17 protein-coding genes are annotated in these 19,947 nt (G+C 29.5%); 13 read left to right on the top strand and 4 right to left on the bottom strand.

Annotated elements, in window-relative coordinates; translation table 11 throughout:
- Positions 1–52 precede the first annotated feature (52 nt).
- From AC2TEO_RS15430 to AC2TEO_RS15450, 5 genes are all read left to right on the top strand, one after another.
- On the top strand, positions 53–1,078 hold the full coding sequence (locus AC2TEO_RS15430; RefSeq protein WP_442265671.1) for a DHH family phosphoesterase: 1,026 nt from the start codon (positions 53–55) through the stop codon (positions 1,076–1,078).
- On the top strand, positions 1,053–1,616 hold the full coding sequence (gene gldI / locus AC2TEO_RS15435; protein WP_442265672.1) for a gliding motility-associated peptidyl-prolyl isomerase GldI: 564 nt from the start codon (positions 1,053–1,055) through the stop codon (positions 1,614–1,616). The genes AC2TEO_RS15430 and gldI overlap by 26 nt, the downstream gene beginning before the upstream one ends.
- Positions 1,603–2,391 carry an FKBP-type peptidyl-prolyl cis-trans isomerase gene (locus AC2TEO_RS15440; protein ID WP_442265673.1) on the top strand — a complete coding sequence of 263 codons (789 nt, stop codon included), beginning with the start codon at positions 1,603–1,605 and terminating at the stop codon, positions 2,389–2,391. The genes gldI and AC2TEO_RS15440 overlap by 14 nt, the downstream gene beginning before the upstream one ends.
- Before the next feature lie 63 nt (positions 2,392–2,454).
- Positions 2,455–3,510: a peptidylprolyl isomerase gene (locus AC2TEO_RS15445; protein ID WP_442265674.1), complete on the top strand. Its 1,056-nt coding sequence runs from the start codon at positions 2,455–2,457 to the stop codon at positions 3,508–3,510.
- Positions 3,500–4,084, top strand: coding sequence for a phosphatase PAP2 family protein (locus tag AC2TEO_RS15450; RefSeq protein ID WP_442265675.1), 585 nt, complete (start codon positions 3,500–3,502; stop codon positions 4,082–4,084). Before AC2TEO_RS15445 ends, AC2TEO_RS15450 begins: the two co-directional genes overlap by 11 nt.
- A 23-nt stretch (positions 4,085–4,107) precedes the next feature.
- On the opposite strand, the gene AC2TEO_RS15455 is transcribed toward AC2TEO_RS15450, so the two are convergent.
- The gene (locus AC2TEO_RS15455) at positions 4,108–5,748 is read right to left on the bottom strand and encodes an ArnT family glycosyltransferase (protein WP_442265676.1); all 1,641 of its coding nucleotides are present in this window, start codon (positions 5,746–5,748) and stop codon (positions 4,108–4,110) included.
- 135 nt (positions 5,749–5,883) lie between these two features.
- On the opposite strand from AC2TEO_RS15455, the gene AC2TEO_RS15460 reads away from it, so the two are divergent.
- The 4 genes from AC2TEO_RS15460 to AC2TEO_RS15475 all read left to right on the top strand — a co-directional run bounded on the left by AC2TEO_RS15460 (position 5,884) and on the right by AC2TEO_RS15475 (position 9,415).
- Positions 5,884–6,933: a DUF6588 family protein gene (locus AC2TEO_RS15460; protein WP_442265677.1), complete on the top strand. Its 1,050-nt coding sequence runs from the start codon at positions 5,884–5,886 to the stop codon at positions 6,931–6,933.
- A 102-nt stretch (positions 6,934–7,035) separates the two neighbouring features.
- Positions 7,036–7,794 (top strand): hypothetical protein, encoded by a 759-nt coding sequence (locus tag AC2TEO_RS15465; RefSeq protein ID WP_442265678.1) that lies wholly within the window; start codon positions 7,036–7,038, stop codon positions 7,792–7,794.
- Positions 7,795–7,921: 127 nt separating this feature from the next.
- Positions 7,922–8,848: a malate dehydrogenase gene (gene mdh, locus AC2TEO_RS15470; protein ID WP_095073642.1), complete on the top strand. Its 927-nt coding sequence runs from the start codon at positions 7,922–7,924 to the stop codon at positions 8,846–8,848.
- Between the two features lie 81 nt (positions 8,849–8,929).
- Positions 8,930–9,415, top strand: a complete 486-nt coding sequence (locus AC2TEO_RS15475; RefSeq protein ID WP_442265679.1) for a GNAT family N-acetyltransferase — start codon at positions 8,930–8,932, stop codon at positions 9,413–9,415.
- Between the two features lie 130 nt (positions 9,416–9,545).
- On the opposite strand, the gene AC2TEO_RS15480 is transcribed toward AC2TEO_RS15475, so the two are convergent.
- The 3 genes from AC2TEO_RS15480 to AC2TEO_RS15490 are packed head-to-tail and all read right to left on the bottom strand — an operon-like array spanning position 9,546 to position 12,105.
- Complete coding sequence (locus tag AC2TEO_RS15480) at positions 9,546–10,298, bottom strand: glycosyltransferase family 2 protein (protein ID WP_442267772.1); 753 nt, start codon at positions 10,296–10,298, stop codon at positions 9,546–9,548.
- The gene (locus AC2TEO_RS15485) at positions 10,282–11,379 is read right to left on the bottom strand and encodes a glycosyltransferase (RefSeq protein WP_442265680.1); all 1,098 of its coding nucleotides are present in this window, start codon (positions 11,377–11,379) and stop codon (positions 10,282–10,284) included. Before AC2TEO_RS15485 ends, AC2TEO_RS15480 begins: the two co-directional genes overlap by 17 nt.
- 3 nt (positions 11,380–11,382) lie before the next feature.
- A complete protein-coding gene (locus AC2TEO_RS15490) occupies positions 11,383–12,105 on the bottom strand; it encodes a cell division ATP-binding protein FtsE (protein WP_442265681.1) in 723 nt (240 codons plus the stop codon).
- A gap of 134 nt (positions 12,106–12,239) precedes the next feature.
- Between AC2TEO_RS15490 and AC2TEO_RS15495 the strand changes: the two genes are divergently transcribed.
- From AC2TEO_RS15495 to AC2TEO_RS15510, 4 genes are all read left to right on the top strand, one after another.
- Positions 12,240–15,245 carry a tetratricopeptide repeat protein gene (locus AC2TEO_RS15495; protein WP_442265682.1) on the top strand — a complete coding sequence of 1,002 codons (3,006 nt, stop codon included), beginning with the start codon at positions 12,240–12,242 and terminating at the stop codon, positions 15,243–15,245.
- 13 nt (positions 15,246–15,258) lie between these two features.
- Positions 15,259–17,037 carry a TonB-dependent receptor gene (locus AC2TEO_RS15500; RefSeq protein ID WP_442265683.1) on the top strand — a complete coding sequence of 593 codons (1,779 nt, stop codon included), beginning with the start codon at positions 15,259–15,261 and terminating at the stop codon, positions 17,035–17,037.
- A gap of 87 nt (positions 17,038–17,124) precedes the next feature.
- Positions 17,125–18,267, top strand: coding sequence for a hypothetical protein (locus tag AC2TEO_RS15505; protein ID WP_442265684.1), 1,143 nt, complete (start codon positions 17,125–17,127; stop codon positions 18,265–18,267).
- Positions 18,268–18,370: 103 nt separating this feature from the next.
- A complete protein-coding gene (locus AC2TEO_RS15510) occupies positions 18,371–19,882 on the top strand; it encodes an alanine/glycine:cation symporter family protein (RefSeq protein WP_442265685.1) in 1,512 nt (503 codons plus the stop codon).
- Positions 19,883–19,947: the final 65 nt, after the last annotated feature.

The following is a 19,947-nucleotide window of genomic DNA, read 5'->3' on the forward strand; positions in this document are numbered from 1 at the left end:
ATAAGATTTTATTAAATTTTTAAAAGAATATTAAATTGTATATTCGCTGTCTATGATTCTAAAGAATTTTAAAGAGCTTTCTAAGTACCTTGAAACGTCTAGACGTATTGTAATAATAGGACATAAAAATCCTGATGGAGATGCTGTTGGATCTACCTTAGGACTAAAGCATTATTTTGATAAAAAAGGACATAAAACACAGGTTTTAATGCCGAATGAATTCCCTGATTTTCTGCATTGGATACCAGGAGTTGAAACTATATATCGTTTTGATCGTCAAAACAATCAAAGTGTAAAAGCATTGGCTAAATCGGATATTATTTTTCTTTTAGATTTTAATGCTTTACATAGAGTAGGTGATGATATGAAAAATACGTTAGAGAAATATGAAAATGATTTTGCTTTAATAGATCATCATCAGCAACCAGACAATTTTGAATATATGTATTCAGATACAGCAATGTCTTCTACTTGTCAAATGGTTTATAATTTTATTGAAATGTTCAATGATTTAGATCTTATAGATGAGAGTATAGCTACTGCATTGTATACAGGAATAATGACAGATACAGGATCTTTTCGTTTTCGCTCTACAACTAGTACAACACATAAAATTATAGCTGACTTAATAGATAAAGGGGCTAAAAACGATAGAATTCATAATAATGTTTATGATGCCAATTCTCATAGTAGATTAATGTTGTTAGGAAGAGCATTAAGTAACTTGAAAGTAATTTCAGAGTATAAAACAGCTTACATTACTTTAACTCAAAAAGACAAAGATGAGTTTAATTACGAAAAAGGAGATACAGAAGGTGTAGTGAATTATGCCTTATCTCTTAAAGGAATTGTATTTGCTGTTATTTTTATCGAAGACGTAGAGCAAAGAATTGTAAAAATATCTTTTAGATCAAAAGGTAGTTTTTCTGTAAATAAATTTGCGAGAAATCATTTTAATGGAGGCGGACATGATAATGCGGCAGGAGGTAGATCAGATGTAAATATTGAGGAAACTATTGAGAAATTTACATCATTATTACCAGAATATAAAAATGACTTATCTAATTCTTATGGGTAGTAAGTGGATTATTATACTAATTGTATGTGTTTTTTTAGGAGCTTGTAATACACCAGAAGCTAGGAGACCTAAAAAACATACTACTTCTAATTTTTATAAAGAAGTAATAGAAGAAAACATAAAACTGAATCAATTAGAGAAGAAACAAATAGAAAATAGTTTAGCTAAAGATACTTTAAACAACTATTTAAATTCTCCAAATGGTTTTTGGTATATGTACAATAAAAAGGACACGTTAAACTCTACTACACCTAAAAAAGGAGATGTAGTAACTATTCGATATACTATTACAGATTTTTATAATACTCCATTATACGATGAACAAACAATAGAGTATAAGGTGGATAAAGAAGATTTTATACCAGCATTACAAGATGGAATAAAGTTGATGAAAAAGGGAGAAACTATTACATTTGTCATTCCTTCTTACAGAGCTTATGGAGTTACAGGTGATGGAGGTAAGATAAGAATGAATCAAACGTTAAAAAGCAAACTAACATTAATCGACATTAAAAAAGTAAATAATGAAATTAACTAAAGTTTTGGCTGTTGCAGCCATGGGGATGACTATTGTTTCATGTAACAATAATCAAGTAAAAACAAAAGCTAGTCTAGATACATATATAGACACTGTGAGTTATGCTATTGGATTAAACACAGCAATGAGAATGAGTGTAGATGCAGCTGCAAAAGAATTAAATCCAGACTTATATATTCAGGGGTATTCTGAAGGAAGAGATTCTTCAAACGCTACTTTAATTGATAGAAAAGATGCTGAGAAAATAATTAGTAGCTATTTTCAAAAGTTAAGAATGGATCAAATGAAGAAAAGAGAAGAAGAAATGAAGAAAAAAGCAGAGGCAGATTTCAAAGATTATAAGGAAGAAAATGAAAAGTTTTTAACAGAAAATAAAACTAAGGAAGGAGTTAAAACTACTGCTAGTGGATTGCAATATCAAGTAATTAAAGAAGGTAGTGGAGATGCTCCAAAAGTTTCAGACAAAGTAAAAGTTCACTATCACGGAGCTTTAATCGATGGAACTGTTTTTGATAGTACAATGGAACCTAAAAAAGACCCAGCTGAATTTGGAGTTACACAAGTAATTAAAGGTTGGACTGAAGGTTTACAGTTAATGAAGCCAGGAGCTAAATATAAGTTCTTTATTCCTCAGGAGTTAGCTTACGGATATCAACAAAGAGGACCAGTTTTAAAGCCTTTTTCAACATTAGTTTTTGATGTAGAATTATTAGAAGTTGTTCCTCCAGCACCATTAGGAGACGGACACACTAAAGGAGACGGACACGGTCACTAATAAAAATATTAAAAAGACATTGGTTATTTTTATCAATGTCTTTTCTTTTTTTAATTTTAAAATATGAAATCAATAAAGTTTTTAATAATATCATTAGTAGTAATTATATTTTCATCTTGTAAAACTGTTAAGTATCCAGAGTTGAAAGATGGGTTATATGCAGATATTCAAACCAATAAAGGAGATATTTTAATTAAGTTACATTCGGAAATTGTTCCAATGACTGTAGCTAACTTTGTTTCTTTAGCAGAAGGAAATAACCCTAAAGTAACAGACTCTTTAAAAGGGAAGCCTTTTTATGATGGAATTAAATTTCACAGAGTTATTAAAAATTTTATGATTCAAGGAGGAGATCCTACAGGAACTGGAAGAGGTAGTGGAGGATATCGTTTTGATGATGAATTTCCTTTAAACGAAAAAGGAGAGTTAATTTTTAAGCACGATAGTGCAGGAGTTTTATCAATGGCAAATTCTGGTCCAGCTACAAATTCAGCTCAATTTTTTATTACCCATAAAGAAACTCCTTGGTTAGATGGTAAACATTCTGTTTTTGGAAAAGTAACTTATGGCCAAAATATTGTAGATACCATCGTACAAAATGATTTCATTAACAAAGTAGAAATTATTAGAGTAGGAAAAAAAGCTAAAGACTTTAATGCTCCAGAAGTGTTTTTAACAGAGTTGTCAAATTCAGAAGAGCGTAAGAAAGAAAGAGAGAGAAAGATTAAAATAGCAAAAGAGAATCTTAAAAAAGAGTTAGATTATTATAGTGCTATTACTACTAAATCTGGGCTTAAAATATTGAAAATTAAAGAGACTTCAGGTAATAAGGTAAATCCAGATTTACCAACTACAGTTCACTACATGTTACAAGATGACTTAGGAAATAAAATAGCATCAAGTAGAGACCAGAATCAACCTTTTACTTTTACTATTAATGATCCTAATTATCCATTAATAGCTGGTTGGAAAGAAGGTGCTAAGTTACTTAAAGAAGGAGAGAAAGCCCGTCTTTTCATTCCGAGTTATTTAGGATATGGTGAAGTTGGTCGTTTACCGGTAATTAAACCGAATACAGATCTTATTTTTGAAATAGAAGTTCTTAAAGTTGGAAAATAGTTTGCTCGATGCGCTTATAGAAAAAGACAAAGCGCTTTTAATTTATCTGAATAACCTAGGAAACGAACAATGGGATAATTTATGGTTGTGGATTACACATCAATTTAATTGGATACCGTTATTTGTTGTAATACTTGGTTTATTGATATGGAAATTTGGTGTTAAAAAAACATTATTTACTTTAGTGTTTATAGCAATTTTTGTGGCTTTTTCTGATCAATTTACAAACTTGATTAAGAATTTAACAGGAAGAACAAGACCATGTAATGCTATTGAAATGCAAGAGTATTTAAGGCAGTTTTCATACAAACCTAGAGGGAAAAGTTTTTGGTCTGGTCATGCTTCTTTATCAACAACGTTTACAACTTTTATTATTTTACTCTTGCGTAAGAGAATAAAGTATATCTATTTGTTAATTTTATTTCCTTTAGTATTTGGATATAGTAGATTATACTTAGGAGTTCACTATCCTATAGATGTTTCTACAGGATATGTTTCTGGTATTATTCTAGGGACATTATTCTACAAGTTATACAAGATGTTATTTCAAAAGGTATTTAAAGAAACTTTATAAGTATAAGTTTCTTTAAATATTATTTATTTTTTGTACGAACATTCAACCATATGGCTAAATCTCAAAGGAGGAACTTTAGGGTTTGTTGTTCCTACTATTTGAATGTGTGAAGGAGACCAATTTAATTTTGGTGTTGTAAATACAATTGTATTGTCAATTAATTTTGCTTGAGTAATATTTCTAGATCTCTCGTACTTAAATACTATATATAGTTGTAGGTTTTTAAGTTCAGAAATTAGTTCTGTATTATAAGAAACATTAATAATACTCTTATTTTCTTTGTTAACTACAGGATTGTTCAATTCAAATGTAGCATTTCCCCTTTTTACATATTCAATAATATTATGTTCAATAAATAGTAAACTTTTATTTTTCTTAATAATTGAATCTGTTGCGTTACCAGTTCTGTTAAATGTGATAAGAGAAAATTTTTCTAGGTTAAAATTTTTATTGTAATCATATAAATCATATTGGTTTTTTCTACTGTTCCAAGAATTAATTTGAAGAGGTTTTTTACCAGAGTAAAACCAGTAAATAGACGTGTTTTGATAAGAATTAAGAAATAAAGGAGTATTACCTTTTAATGTATTGTCTAATTTTTGTACCCATTTTTTATTTCCATGCATTTCAAATTGTTTAGGTACTAGTCCGTCATTGGCAATAATAATTCGTAAAGCTATAGTTACAACTATTGTTATAAAAGCTAGAATTTTAAAAGCTTTTATTTTCTTAGGGTTATCAATTAAATAATAAAAAGGGATAATTATCAAGGGGATAGATATAGGAACAACCCATTGTGCTTGTACTCTACTTTTAAAAGAAGATATAAAGAAGAATATGGCAAATCCTAAAACTAAAAAACGTAAAGCTTTTTCAAATTGATCCTTTATTTTTAACCTCTTAAAGAAAGCTAAATAAACAATAGGAAAGGTAAGTCCTATAATTGCTATAAGATTTAAAATATGATTTGTTGTATAATCAATTCTGTAACTTTTAGTATTTCTTTCAAATAAATGATATTTAATTGAAGCAAAATCATTAACATATTGCCAATACAAATGAGGAGAAAATAAGATGATTGTAGCTAAAGTTGTTAACCAGATTTTCCAGTCTTTTAAAACTTTTAGGTTAGAAAGCAGTACAAAGAATATAATTAATACAGCATGATATTTACTGTAAAGCATACCGGCCATTGCTATTGCTAAAATTGCATAACTACTAAAATTCTTTTGAAGAATGTATTTTTGATAGCCAATTAAGAATAGAGAAAAAAAGAAAACCAAAGGAGTATCTGGGACAGTTATAAAGCCATAAACATTAAATAAAGAAGTTGTAATTAATAATAATAAAAACAACCAAGTATATTCTCTTTTTAAAGGATGTTTAATAAGTAGCCAAACAAAGTAAAAAGAAAAAGTTAATGATATCGATGAGAAAAAACGAACGCTTAATTCTCCAGAGCTAAAAAATAGTTTAGAAATAGTTATCCATAAAGCAATCATTGGAGGGTGATCAAAATATCCCCAATCTAAATTTTTACTATATGCCCAATAATATGCCTCATCTGCTAATAATTCAGTAGAATAGCCTTGAAGTATATTAACTAACATAAGTAATATTAAAAAAACAGGAACTGTATATTTAGATTGTAAAATAGTTTTCATCAAAGCAAAGCTAAAAAAAATAAGAATCCTTTTAGGAGAATCACTTATAGTTTTTTAGGTTAAATACCTAAAAGTTGGTAGTAATTTTGAAGATAGTTTTTATATTTTTACAAAAACTAACTAATACCATATACAATGAAAAAGGTTTTACTATCACTTTTTATGTGTTCTGCAATTAGCAGTTTTTCTCAAGAAATCGAAAATTTAGTTAAAGCAGCTGGAGACGCTAATAAAATAGCAAATGCTTATTCAGCGCCAGCTTTAGAAGGTCTAATTTATAGCATGAATAATGGCTGGTTTCATACAGCCAAAGTACACAAGAAATTTGGTTTTGATATTACTATTGGAGCAAGTGGATCATTTGTGCCTTCTGAAAGAGAAACATATCAAATTTCTGCGTTAGGGCTTACTTCAACAATAATAAGTTCTCCGGAAACAGCTCCAACAATTTTTGGAGAAGGAGATGGTGGAACACTAACACTACAAACTACAGTTTCTGGTATAGATGTAGGTAATGGTACTACAGTAGATAATGTAACTGTAGATGTCCCATTAGAATTACCAGAAGGGTTTAAAGAAGATTTACCTGGAAGTTTAGTTCCTGCGCCTGCGGTTCAAGTAACTGTAGGTTTGCCATGGAAATTAGAGACTTCTGTACGTTTTGTTCCCAAAGTAGGTTCTGATGATGTGAAAGGATCGCTTTTTGGAATAGGGTTAAAGAAAGAAATTACAGATATTTTAGGACCCCTAGATAAATTACCATTACATTTGGCTGTAATGGGGACTTATACAAATATGAATGTTGATGGACAAATTGAAGATTCTACTGAAGCTAATTTTATTGTAAGAAATGCTGAAACTCAGTTCAGGTTAAACTCCTACACAATTCAATTGTTAGCATCTTTAAATTTTCCAATAATTAATTTTTATGGAGCAGTAGGATACGGTGGAGGTAATGCTACTGTTGATGTTTTAGGAGATTATAGTGTTATTTATGATGTATCAGGTTCTACTCAAAGGGTAAGAGCTGATTTTAAAGATCCAATTAAACAAGAATTTTCAGCTGGTAGTATGAGAGCAACAATCGGAACACGTTTAAGTTTAGGTTTCTTTAAAATATTTGCAGATTACACGTTACAAGAGTACAATACAGTTAGTGCAGGTATAGCTTTTAGTTTTAGATAATATTAAAGCGATAAATTTTAAATGAAAAGTCTAGGGGATTTCCTAGACTTTTTGTTTTTCAAATATTTAACTAATTTAGCAAGCTTAACGTTAAAATACATTATGAAGACTAAATTTTTATTAATCACATTATCATTAATTACTTTCTTAGGTTATAGCCAAGAAGAGAAAAAAGAAAAAAAAGAAGGTAACGGAAAAGACCTATTTGATAAAGTTTACAATCGCTATTCAGGGAAGAAGAAATCGATAGTTGTTCTGAAAGACGGAACTAGAATAGAAGGGTTTAAGAAAGATGTTGATAGAAAGAAAGGTCAGATTTATTATATAAAATTAAAAGAAGCAAAATCAGGAAAAAAAATAAAATTAGAATCTGATGAGATAAAAGAGATGTATTTATACCCAAGTGGATTTGAAAAATTCACAAAATCATGGAGACATGTGTATGATGTTCGTCAATGGGAAAGATCTGATATGGATAATGATGTAATTAATCAAGGATATATTTATTTCAAAAATCAAAAAGTATCATTAAAAAACAAAAAGAAAGAGAAAGAGTATATGATGCAACTAATAAACCCAACTTTTAGTAAGTATATAGAGGTTTTTGGTGACCCAAATGCAAAAGAAACTACAAAATTAGGAGCTTTCGGATTCAATGTAGCAGGAGGTTTGGCAAAATCATATTATGTAAAAAAAGATGGTAAAATATTTTGGTTGCGTAAGAAAGATTTAGATGATAAATATGAAGAGTTATTCGGAGATTGTAAGGAGTTCATGGAGAAAAATCCTATTAAGAAAATAAAGTGGCGATATTTTAGTCAATATGTATTAGATTATACAAAAATGAAGGCTAAAGAATAATAGTCTAAAATAAAATATAAAAAACAAAAACTCATGGTCATTTCCATGAGTTTTTGTTTTTATATCATTAGTTAAATAGCTATTTTTGCTCATCTTAGATTATTAATTTTCAATAAAAATATATAAAATGAAAGTAACAGTTGTTGGAGCAGGTGCCGTAGGTGCAAGTTGTGCTGAGTACATTGCAATAAAAAATTTCGCTTCAGAAGTTGTGTTAGTAGATATTAAAGAAGGTTTTGCTGAAGGAAAAGCAATGGACTTAATGCAAACTGCTTCTTTAAACGGATTCGATACTAAAATCGTAGGAACTACAGGAGATTACAGCAAAACTGCAGGTTCAGACATCTGTGTTATTACTTCTGGTATCGCTCGTAAGCCAGGAATGTCTCGTGATGAATTATTAGGAATTAACGCTGGTATTGTAAAATCAGTTTCTTCTAGTTTAATAGAGCATTCTCCAAATACAATTATCATCGTAGTATCTAATCCAATGGATACAATGACATATTTAGTTCATAAAACTACTGGATTACCAAAGAATAGAATTATCGGTATGGGAGGAGCTTTAGATTCTGCTCGTTTCAAGTACAGATTAGCTGAAGCTTTAGAAGCGCCAATTTCTGACGTAGACGGAATGGTAATTGGAGGTCACTCTGATAAAGGTATGGTTCCATTAACTCGTTTAGCTACTCGTAACTCTGTTCCAGTTTCTGAATTCTTATCAGAAGAAAGATTAGAGCAAGTAAAGCAAGATACTAAAGTTGGTGGTGCTACATTAACAGGATTATTAGGTACTTCTGCTTGGTATGCTCCAGGAGCAGCTGTATCAGGTTTAGTTCAAGCAATTGCTTGTGATCAAAAGAAGATTTACCCATGTTCTGCTTTATTAGATGGAGAGTACGGTTTATCTGATTTATGTATCGGAGTTCCTGTAGTGTTAGGAAGAAATGGTATCGAAAGTATAGTAGAAATTAACTTAAGTGATGCTGAAAAAGAACACTTAGCTGCTTCTGCTGATGCTGTAAAAACAAATAATGCAAACTTAGAATTATAATAAATTTTAAGTGACAATATTAAAAAGCAATCTCATTTGAGATTGCTTTTTTGTTTTATCTTAGTAATAAAATTTTCGAAAGTGAGTGTAATTTATAGAAAAGTAAAGTCAGAAGATAATCCATTTTTAGCAAAGGTAATTAGGAATACAATTGAAGAGTTCGATGCGCCTAGAACAGGAACAGTATATTCAGATGAATCGACAGATCATTTATTTGAATTATTCAATATCCCAAAAGCAATTTTATGGGTTGCAGAACTAGATGGAAAAGCTGTAGGTTGTTGTGGTATTTATCCTACAGATGGTTTAGAAGAAGGAGTTTGTGAATTGGTAAAGTTTTATATTTCTAATTTAATTAGAGGAAAAGGTATAGGGAAAGAATTAATGCTAAAGAGTATTAATTCTGCTAAAGAATTAGGATACACAAATATATATTTAGAAAGTTTACCACATTTTTCTAAAGCAATAGCTATGTACGAAGAATCTGGATTTAAAATTTTAGATACACAATTAGGGAATTCGGGACATTCAAGTTGTAATGTTTGGATGTTAAAAGAACTGAAGTAAGTAACTATAAATGTGAAAGAAATGTTAAAGTCAAAAAGGTTTTGTAAGAAGGTAGATAAAGCTCCGTCTACATTGCCAGAGACGTATTTAAAGTTTCTTTTTCATAGTTTTTCATAGCAATTTCCCGCTTCTACTTTGAAGCGGGTTTTTTATTTAATGTTCTAAACAGATATTTAGATATTCCTAAAATCCAGAAAAAAATAGTAAATAAAGTATTTGAGTTTTTAATTTTTAAACGAATATCTTCTCTGTATAAATTCCAATCATAGTTTTTTGAAATTCCTTCAGCGCCACATATAGCTATAGTTTCATTGATTTTTATGTGATTAATCTTTTTATTGTACAGATACAAGTTGAAATGATAATCTGATAAAACCTTAAACGAAGTGTCGTATTTTCGTGTTTTAAATAATGTCTTTTTATAGAATACAGATTGATGGTGTAATGTGTTTTTGATCCATAATTTACTAGAAAAACTAGAGTTAAAATTTTGATTTCCATCATAGGTAACATTACCAATAATTAATTTCGTATCATCAAAATTTTTTGAAGAAAATATTGAAAATAATGTAAGATTAGAGAACAGTTTATCATCAGCTCCCATAAAATATAACCATTCTCCATGCGCTAAATCAATTCCTTTATTCATGGCATCATAAATACCATTATCTTTTTCTGATATAAATTTAAACTTTGAAGGTAATGTCTTTAAAAAATCTATTGTCCCATCTGTGGAAGCTCCATCAATTATCCAAACTTCAAATTCTGTATAGCTTTGAATTTGTAGGCTAAATATACATTGCTTTAACTTTTCTAAGTTATTGAATGTAGGAATGATTATGGAAACTTTAGTTTTTATAATGTAACTAATTAAAGTATGAATCTAATTTCAATTGTTCTTTTTCCCAACATAATTCTTCTTTTGCTATTTTTTGATTTTGCTTTATTTCATTAATTAATGTTTCGTTATTAAGAATAGAAGAAACAGCTTTAGCTATAGCTTCAGGTTGATAGGAATCTACAGCAATACCAACATTGTATGTGTTAACAATGTTGATAATTTCAGGTAGATTACCAGAAATTAATGGCAATTCAGCATGAATATAATCAAATAATTTGTTAGGTAAAGAAAATTCGAAGCTCTTGCCAAGAGGTTCTTCTAATACCATACCAAGATCTGCTAGTTTTGTATAGTTTGGTAGTTTTTCGTGAGCAACTCTACCTAAAAAATGAACTCTTGATTCTAGATTTTCTAATTGAACAAAATCTTTTAATTCTTGTTCTACTTTCCCATAGCCAATAATAACTAAATCAATACCAGAAAGTAAATGTAGAGCCTTAATCATGGGTTTAATTCCTCTCCCCGGATTTAATACACCTTGATATAAAATCACTTTATTTTTTGTAGGAAAGCTTACTTTTTCTTCAATAATTTCTCTGTGAAGTTGAGGTAAGTTTCGAATTAGTCCCATATGATTGTTATGTCGATCATTGTAAAACTTAACAATAGATTGACTAACAGTGTAAGATTTTCTAATTCTTGGTAAGAAAAAGTATTCTAATTTCCGCCAAAACCCTTGTACAAATTTACGTCCTTGTAATTCAGGACCTTCAGAAAATAATTCATGACTATCATATACTAATTGTGTATTTCGCTTTAAAGAGCTTGCAAAAAAGCAAGCAGGTAATGTATCTAAATCATTAGATAAGATGTAAGTGTATCTATGAAAAAGTAAATAGAAAAATAATCGAACATTATATTCAGCGTAAAAAAGAAAATTATTGTTAAACCAGTGTTTTTTTCGAACTATTTTATAAGGTCGATCAATTTCAATAGTATAGGGTAAAACTCTACCATATACCAAAACGTCAAAGTTGTTTTTTAAAAGATAAGTACAAACTTTATGAACTCTTTGATCTGTAGAAATATCATTAGTAACAGCAACAAAAATCTTTTTCTTCAATAACTAAGTGTTTTCGTTTTCTTTTTTATTCTGGTTTTTTGGAGGCGGAGTCTGTTGAACAACTTCAAATAGTTTTCCACCTTCACATTTTACCGTTTTTTGCTTAAATTTTACAATTAACTGATAATCATGAGTGGCCATAAAAATAGTTTTTCCACTTTTATGAATCTCATTTAAAAGTTCCATTACTTCTAAAGAAGTTCTAGGGTCTAAATTACCAGTAGGCTCATCTGCTAAAATTAATTCAGGATCATTAAGTAAGGCTCTAGCTATAGCTACACGTTGCTGTTCACCACCAGAAAGTTCGAAAGTTTTTTTATAGTATTTTTCTTTCATACCTACTTTGTCTAGAACTTCGTAAATTTTCTCTTTACGCTCATTTTTATCTTTCCAGCCTGTAGCTTTTAAAACAAATTCAAGATTATCAAAAACATTACGGTCATTTAATAACTTAAAATCTTGAAAAACAATTCCTAGTTTTCTTCTTAAGAAAGGAATGTCTTTTTCTTTCATTTTCTTTAAATCAAAACCAACAATACTACCTAAACCACGTTGTAGTCTAAGATCTCCGTATAATGTTTTTAATAAACTACTTTTTCCACTACCAGTTTTACCAATCAAATAGTAAAAATCACCTTTATTTAAGGTGAAGTTAATTTTCGATAAAACCAGAATGTCTCTTTGGTAGATATCTGCATTTTCTAAATGCAGTATTGGCTCTTGCATAAAAAGAAAGTTTTTACAAATCTATTATTTATTATCAATTTAAACCACTTTTTTTATTTTTGGCGATTATTGATCAAACAAAACAAAAAAAATAGCGTTATCTTACAGGGAACGATACAAAGATAAATTCTAAAATGAAATATAAATATTTATTTATAACACTTTGTTACTTTTTAAGTTTTTTAAATGTTGAAGGGCAAAACACTGAAGTCCAAACTAATATTGATGCAAGGTTTCACAGAGCGATAACTTTGTATAATAATAAAGCGTATTCAGGGGCACAAAGAGTATTCAAAGAAGTATCAGAAAATACGGCGAAACACAATTTACAAACCGATGCAGATTTTTATGATGCCATGTGCGCAATTAAGCTTAATCAGACAGATGCAGATAAAAAAGTGCTCGATTTTGTTAAAAAACATCCTTACAGTAGTAAAAAGGAAAAAGCTTTTTTAAATGTTGGAAATTATTATTTCGCAAATAGAAAAGCTTCACATTCTTTAAAATGGTATTCTAAAGTAAATCCTGCTTTATTAAATGTTGAAGAGAATAAAGAACTGAATTATAAAATGGGTTATGCGCTTTTAGTTTCTAACTATTTTGAAGATGCTAAAAAGAAGTTTGCAAAGTTATTGGGAGATCCTAGATATGGAAATGATTCAAGATATTTCTACGGATATATAGCGTATAGACAAGAAAACTACGGAGAGGCTGAAGATAATTTACAACAATTATCAGATAATGAAACTTATAAGTCTGAAGCGAACTACTATCTGTTAGATATGGCTTTTAAAAGCGGAAAGTTTGATAAAGCAGCTCAAATTGGAGAAAAGATTTTTCCGAAAGCTAAGGAAAAACAAAAATCAGATATCAGTAAAATTATTGGAGAAAGTTATTTCAACTTAGAAAAATATGATAAAGCTGTTCCTTATTTGAATCAATATGAAGGGAAAAAAGGAAAATGGACAAATACTGATTATTATTATTTAGGATATTCTTACTATAAATTAGAAGATTACGAAAGCGCAATCGGGCAGTTTAATAAAATTATAAACGGTCAAAATAGTGTTGCTCAGAGTGCTTATTATCATTTAGGAGAATGTTATTTAAAAGCAGGTAAGAAGAATGAAGCTTTAAATGCATTTAAAAATGCAAGTGAAATGAATTTCAATCCTGTAATTACTGCAGATGCTGATTTTAATTATGCGAAATTAAGTTACGAAGAAGGTAACCCGTACAAAAGTGTTCCAGATGTCTTAAAAGCACATTTAGCAAAATATCCACAATCACAAAATTCAAAAGAAATTTCTGGATTATTAATTACTTCTTATTTAAATCAACAAGATTATCAAGGTGCTATAGACTATTTAAGAGCAAATCAAAATCCAGAAAATGATGCTTTAGCAAACGAAGTTTCATTATACAGAGGAATCCAATTATTTAACGAACAAAAACTAAAAAAATCATTACCACATTTTTTAATTGCTACCGATGCGGTAAATGATACAATTAAAAATAAAGGTCATTATTGGCTAGGTGAAACTAATTATTTGTTAGGAAACTATGAAAATGCTGTTGCATCTTTCTCTAAAATAGAAAATTCAAATTTTGAGGAAGCTAAATACTTAAACTATAATATAGCCTACGCTTTTTTTAAGCAAAAGGACTATGATAATGCTACAACATACTTTGAAGAATTTTTGAAAGAAAATATTGATGAAAACGATTTAAATGATGATGCATCAAATCGTTTGGGAGATTCTTATTATGCTACGAAACGTTACGGAAAAGCAATGCAAGCGTATGATAAGGTAATCCAAGAAGGAGGTGCAGGGTCAGATTATGCTCAATATCAAAAAGCAATGAGTGATGGTTTAATTGGTGATAGTAGCGAGAAAATAAATGATTTAAAAAAGTTGATTAAAGATTATCCAGCTTCAAATTTAAAAGATGATGCACTGTATCAATTAGGAATTACATATACTTCTAAAGGAAACGCAAATCAAGCTAAAAAGGCATATAATCAATTGTTAGAGGAGCATAGCCAAAGTGGTTATGTGCCAACAGTGTTATTACGCCAAGGATTATTAGAGTATAATAATGGAAATAATAGAGATGCACTTATAAAGTTTAAAGAAGTAGTTGCAAAATTCCCAAATTCTAATGAAGCTAAACAAGCAGTTGCTAGTGCAAGAAATGTTTATGTAGATACTGGAAAAGTAAATGAATATGCGGCTTGGGTAAAAACTATCGATTTTGTAAATGTATCTAATAGTGATATAGACAACACAACTTATGAAGCTGCGGAAAATAAATTTTTAGAAAATGATAAAGTAAGAGCAATTAGCGGATTTAAAACATATTTACGAGATTTTCCTAACGGAATTCATGCTTTAAAAGCAAATTTCTATCTAGGTCAATTATACTTTAACGGAACAAAAAAACAAAATGCTGTTCCACATTATGCTTATGTGATTAAAGCAGGAGTTAATGAGTTTTCAGAAGAAGCTTTAGCTAAACTAAGTCAATTATATTTAGAGAAGGAGAATTGGAAAAAAGCAATTCCTTTGTTAGAGCGCTTAGAACAAGAAGGTAATATTGATCAGAATTTAATTTTCGCTCAAAGTAATTTAATGAAAGGATATTATGATAGAAAAGATTATGAAAAGGCAGTAACTTATGCAGAGAAAGTATTAACTAATGGTAAAATAGATCAGGTTGTTGGTGAAGATGCTCAAATTATTTTAGCACGTTCTGCTATTGAAACAAATGATTTTACAACAGCTCAAGATTATTACAGTGCTTTAGATAATACAGCTACAGGAGAACTTAAAGCCGAAACATTATATTACAAAGCATTCTTTTTACATGAAGAAGAAGCTTATGAAAGTTCAAATGAAGAAATTCAGAATTTAATAGCAAATTACTCTAAATATCAATATTGGGGAGTAAAGAGTTACATTATAATGGCAAAGAACTATTATAAACTAAAAGATGCTTACCAAGCTACATATATCTTAGATAATATCGTGAAAAATTTTACTCAGTTTAAAGATCTTAATGAAGAAGCTAAAAACGAACTTAATAAAATTAAGAGTAAAGAAGCGAAAACAAATGAATCAATTAACTCTAAACAATAAAAGTTAAAAGAGAATGAAAAGAGGAATAGTAGTCACTATAGCAATGTTTGTAGTAAGCTTTAGTATAGCTCAAAATAAACCAAAGACAGAGAAATCTAAAGATTCAATTATAAAAACAGAAGTAGTAGAGGTAGTAACTTCTTACGCACCAAAAGTTACAGATGCTTTTAAAATTAAAAAGAAACCTGTAATTAAATTATCAGATAAAGCTAAACGTAAATCTTTAGAATATAAGATTCAACCAGTTTCAGTCGCGTCTAAATTTAAACCTAAGAGTGGTGTTTTAAAAGGAATTGATGTTGGTGAACGTGAGCGTTTATTTGATAATTATTTTTCTTTAGGTTTCGGAAATAATTTAACTCCTTTTGTAGAAGCTTATTTTCAAAATACAAGTGCTTTTGAATATGAATATGGAGGTAAAATAAATTTTATATCATCTAAAGATCCTGTTCAAAATACAATATTAAACAGCAGTTATTATAATGCAAGTGTTGATTTATTTTTAAAACAAGAAATGCGAAATTTCGACTGGAAAGTTGGTTTAAACGCTTATAGAAATAAATATAATTGGTATGGTTTACCTTCAGATATAGTCTTTTTAGATCCAACTATTAGTACTATAGAAGAAGAACAATTATATAAATATTATAATTTAAAAGGATCTATTTATTTTCCATACAGTGCAATAGAAGAAGTAAATACATCGATTGGGTATTTTTCAGACGACCAAGATTCTGATGAGATTCATGCTGATGTAGATGCAAAGTTTGCTATTCCTTTAGGAAGATTCGGATTGAATTATGAGGATTTAGACCTAAGAACGTCTATAAACTTTATCATGGGAGGTTTTGATAGAGCATATTCAGATCCTCTTCAAAAAATAAACTATAGTTTCGCAACGGCTGGAATTCATCCTACTTATGCTTTTTCATTTAAAGATTTTGATATCAAATTAGGAGGAAAAGCATATTATTCTTTCGATTTGGAAAATACAGAAGGAAAGTTTTTTGCATATCCAGATGTAGAAGTAAATTATCCGATTATTCCTAGGTATGCTAATATTTACGCTGGAGCTAAAGGAGATTTAACTGTAAATTCTTATGAGAGTTTTTCTAGAGAAAATCCATATGTTTCTCCAACATTAAACATTCAGCAATCTAGTGAGGCTTTTGATGCTTTTGGTGGATTTCGAGGAATTTTAAGTGGAAACTTAAATTACAATGTTAGAGCTAGTTTTAAGAAAGAAGAAAACAGAGCATTTTTTGTGTTAAATGAATCTGCTTCAAACGGAATTACAATAGGTTTTCCAAGTGGGATTTTATTCAGAGGATATAATTTTGGAAATTCATTCGACGTAATTTATGACGATATTACTACAGTTGGTTTCTTCGGAGAAGTAACTTATGATTTTTCTAGAAAATTAAACTTAGGTTTAAATGCAGAGTTCAATTCTTATAGTACAACAAATCAAGAAGAAGCTTGGAATTTACCACAAATTAAAGCTGATGTCTTTGCAAACTATAAAGTGAAGAAATGGTATGCAGGTGCAAATTTATATTTTGTAGGGAGTAGAAAAGGAGCTCAACGAAATGGCGCAGCATTTACAGCAATAGATTTAAATGCTTATATCGATTTAAATCTTAATGGAGGTTATCATTTTAATGATTTATTTTCAGTTTTCTTACAAGCAAATAACATAACCAATAGTAATTATCAAAGATTTACCAATTTCGATGCCCAAGGATTCCAAATTATTGGAGGATTCATTTGGAAGTTTGATGCACTATTTTAATGAATGATAAACAATTTTAAATGCAAAAACACAACTATAAAACAATAGTTGTGTTTTTGTTTTGATAAAAAAACGTACCTTGAAAATATGTTAATTCATGTTTCAAATTATATTACTGCAATTGTATGTTTAATTACTTTTTTTGTGATTCATCGTGTTTATCGCAAAGAAAAATCTAAAAGTCAAACTTCTACTTCGGTAGACGGTATTAAGTGGTTTGCTTTAGCAATATTTTCTTGGGGAATTGGAGCTTTTTTGAATATTATATTGAATGAAGTCTTTCAATTAGAGCAGTCAAATAGTATCATAATTAGTATTGGAGTTTTCTTCTCACTGCTAAACTCATTATTTATATTATTATCAATTCCTTCAATTCAACATAATGAAAAAAGAAACATTGTAATTCGAATTATAGAACGTTTTACAAATAAAGAAGTATTTGTAATCTTCGGAGGTGTTTTGGTTATGAACGCTTTCGTTTTTCTGATTTCATTTTTTACAAATACACCATCAAAATCAAGTAATAATGTCATTTGGTTAATCGATATTCCAATATCTATCGTGGTCGCATTTGCACTTTTACAAGAGTTAAATAAAGCATTTAAAAATAGAGGAATGCGTTTTATGTTTCTACCAACTCTAGCTTTATTCTTATTGATTATTGTTGCAGTTACACATCGAATTTTTCCTGAAGAAAGCCTGTCAAATTGGATTAATACTACTACTTGGGGGATTTTAGGTGTGGTATCTAGTATATCATTTAAGTTTTTATTCATACTCTTATTTACGATCTTACTATATAGTTGGAAATTACTAGCTGAGAAAGAAGAAAAACAAACAGAATTACAAGAAACAAAACTTTTACAAGAGCAATTAATTATAGAAAATGAAAAGCTACAAATTGCGAATGAAAGTCATTTAAGCACAATAAAAAGTTTGAAATCAGAAATTTTAGCTGAGAAAAAGAAATTTAAAGAACTGCAATTAGCGTCTAAAGTAGAGTTGTCTGATCGTCAAAAAGAAGTATTAGGAAATTTAGGCATTTGTGGAGAAGAAAAATCATATACTGAAATTGCTGAAGCAATGAATATAAGTGTCGATGGATTTCAAACTCATATTTATCAAATCAAAAAAGTACTTAATATTTCTGGAACAGGTGGGAAAGAACAGTTAATTGCTTACGCTAAAGATCACGAATTGCTTGATTTTGCTACGATTCAGCATGATTAACCATATGCTTAATCATTGCTGCTTTTAAAAAGAGCATTGTGTAACCTTTACATGTTTTGTCTTTACAAACATTTTTGTGTGAAACATTTTAATCACACAAAATATGGCATTTCTCATTCAAGAAACACAAAGTTTAGATCAACAAATTAATCAATCTTTTCATGAAGCAACGAGTTGGTTTACCGATGCAATTTTATATCAAATTCCGATAACAAATACCATTTCTATTCCTTGGGTGTTAATCATTCTTGTATTTGGTGCATTGTATTTTTCAATCTATTTCAAAGGAATAAATATCCGTAGCTTTTTAACTTCAGTAAATATCATTAGAGGAAAATATGATCATATTGATATTCCAAATCAAGAAGATGTTAAAGAAACAATACGAGTTGAAGGTCATGGAGAAGTTTCACATTTTCAAGCATTAACAGCCGCACTTTCAGCAACAGTAGGTTTAGGTAATATTGCTGGAGTTGCCATTGCTTTATCCATTGGTGGAGCTGGAGCTACATTTTGGATGATTGTTATTGGATTGTTAGGAATGGCGTCAAAATTTGTCGAATGTACTTTAGGTGTAAAATATAGAGAAATAGCAAAAGACGGAACTGTTTTTGGCGGACCGATGTATTATCTTAAAAAAGGTTTTTCACAATTAGGTTTTTCTAAAGTAGGAAAATTGTTGTCGATTTTATTTGCAGTAATGTGTGTTGGAGGTTCTTTTGGAGGAGGAAATATGTTTCAAGTAAATCAAGCATTTAAATTATTTGAGTATGTTACTGGAGCAGAAGAAAGTTTTATTTATGGAAAAGGTTGGATTTTCGGATGTATCATGGCCATTTTTTCGGGAATAGTAATTATTGGTGGAATCAAAAAAATAGCTAAAGTAACAGACAAAGTTGTACCTGTTATGGTGGTCGTATATGTGTTCGCTGTTATTGTAGTTTTATTAACTAATTTTTCTGAAATTCCAAATGCGATATCACAAATTATCAATGGAGCGTTTGATCCTGAAGGAATCGCAGGTGGTTTTATTGGTGTAATGATTCAAGGTTTTCGTCGTGGTGCATTTTCAAATGAAGCTGGAATCGGATCTTCTTCGATAGCACATGCAGCAGTAAAAACAAATTATGCAGCTAGTGAAGGTTTAGTAGCTTTATTGGAGCCTTTTATCGATACTGTAATTGTTTGTACCATGACAGCCCTAGCATTAATTATAACAGGACAAATAACTGCTGGAAATGAAGTGTCTTTTGAACAAGGAGCAATTTTAACTTCTAAAGCATTGGAAAGTAGTATTTCTTGGTTTCCGTATGTATTAACTATAGCTGTGATTTTGTTTGCATTTTCTTCTATGATTTCTTGGTCGTATTATGGTTATCAAGCCTGGACTTTTCTCTTCGGAAGAAATAAAACTATCGGAAATATTTACAAAGTCATCTTTTGCATATTTACAGTTGTTGGAGCGGCAGCTACTTTAAATGCAGTAACCGATTTTTCTGATGCTATGGTTTTTTCTATGATGGTTCCTAACATGATAGGTTTAGTAGTTTTAGCTCCACAAGTATTAAAAGAATTAAAAAAATATAAGTTGAAGATTAAGGAAAATAAACATTAATCAAAAATGTGTTTATAAGAACGTGAAACTTACAATGAAAAAAAAATAAAACCGTAATTTTAAAC

It is taken from the genome of Tenacibaculum aquaeponti (genome assembly GCF_057221555.1).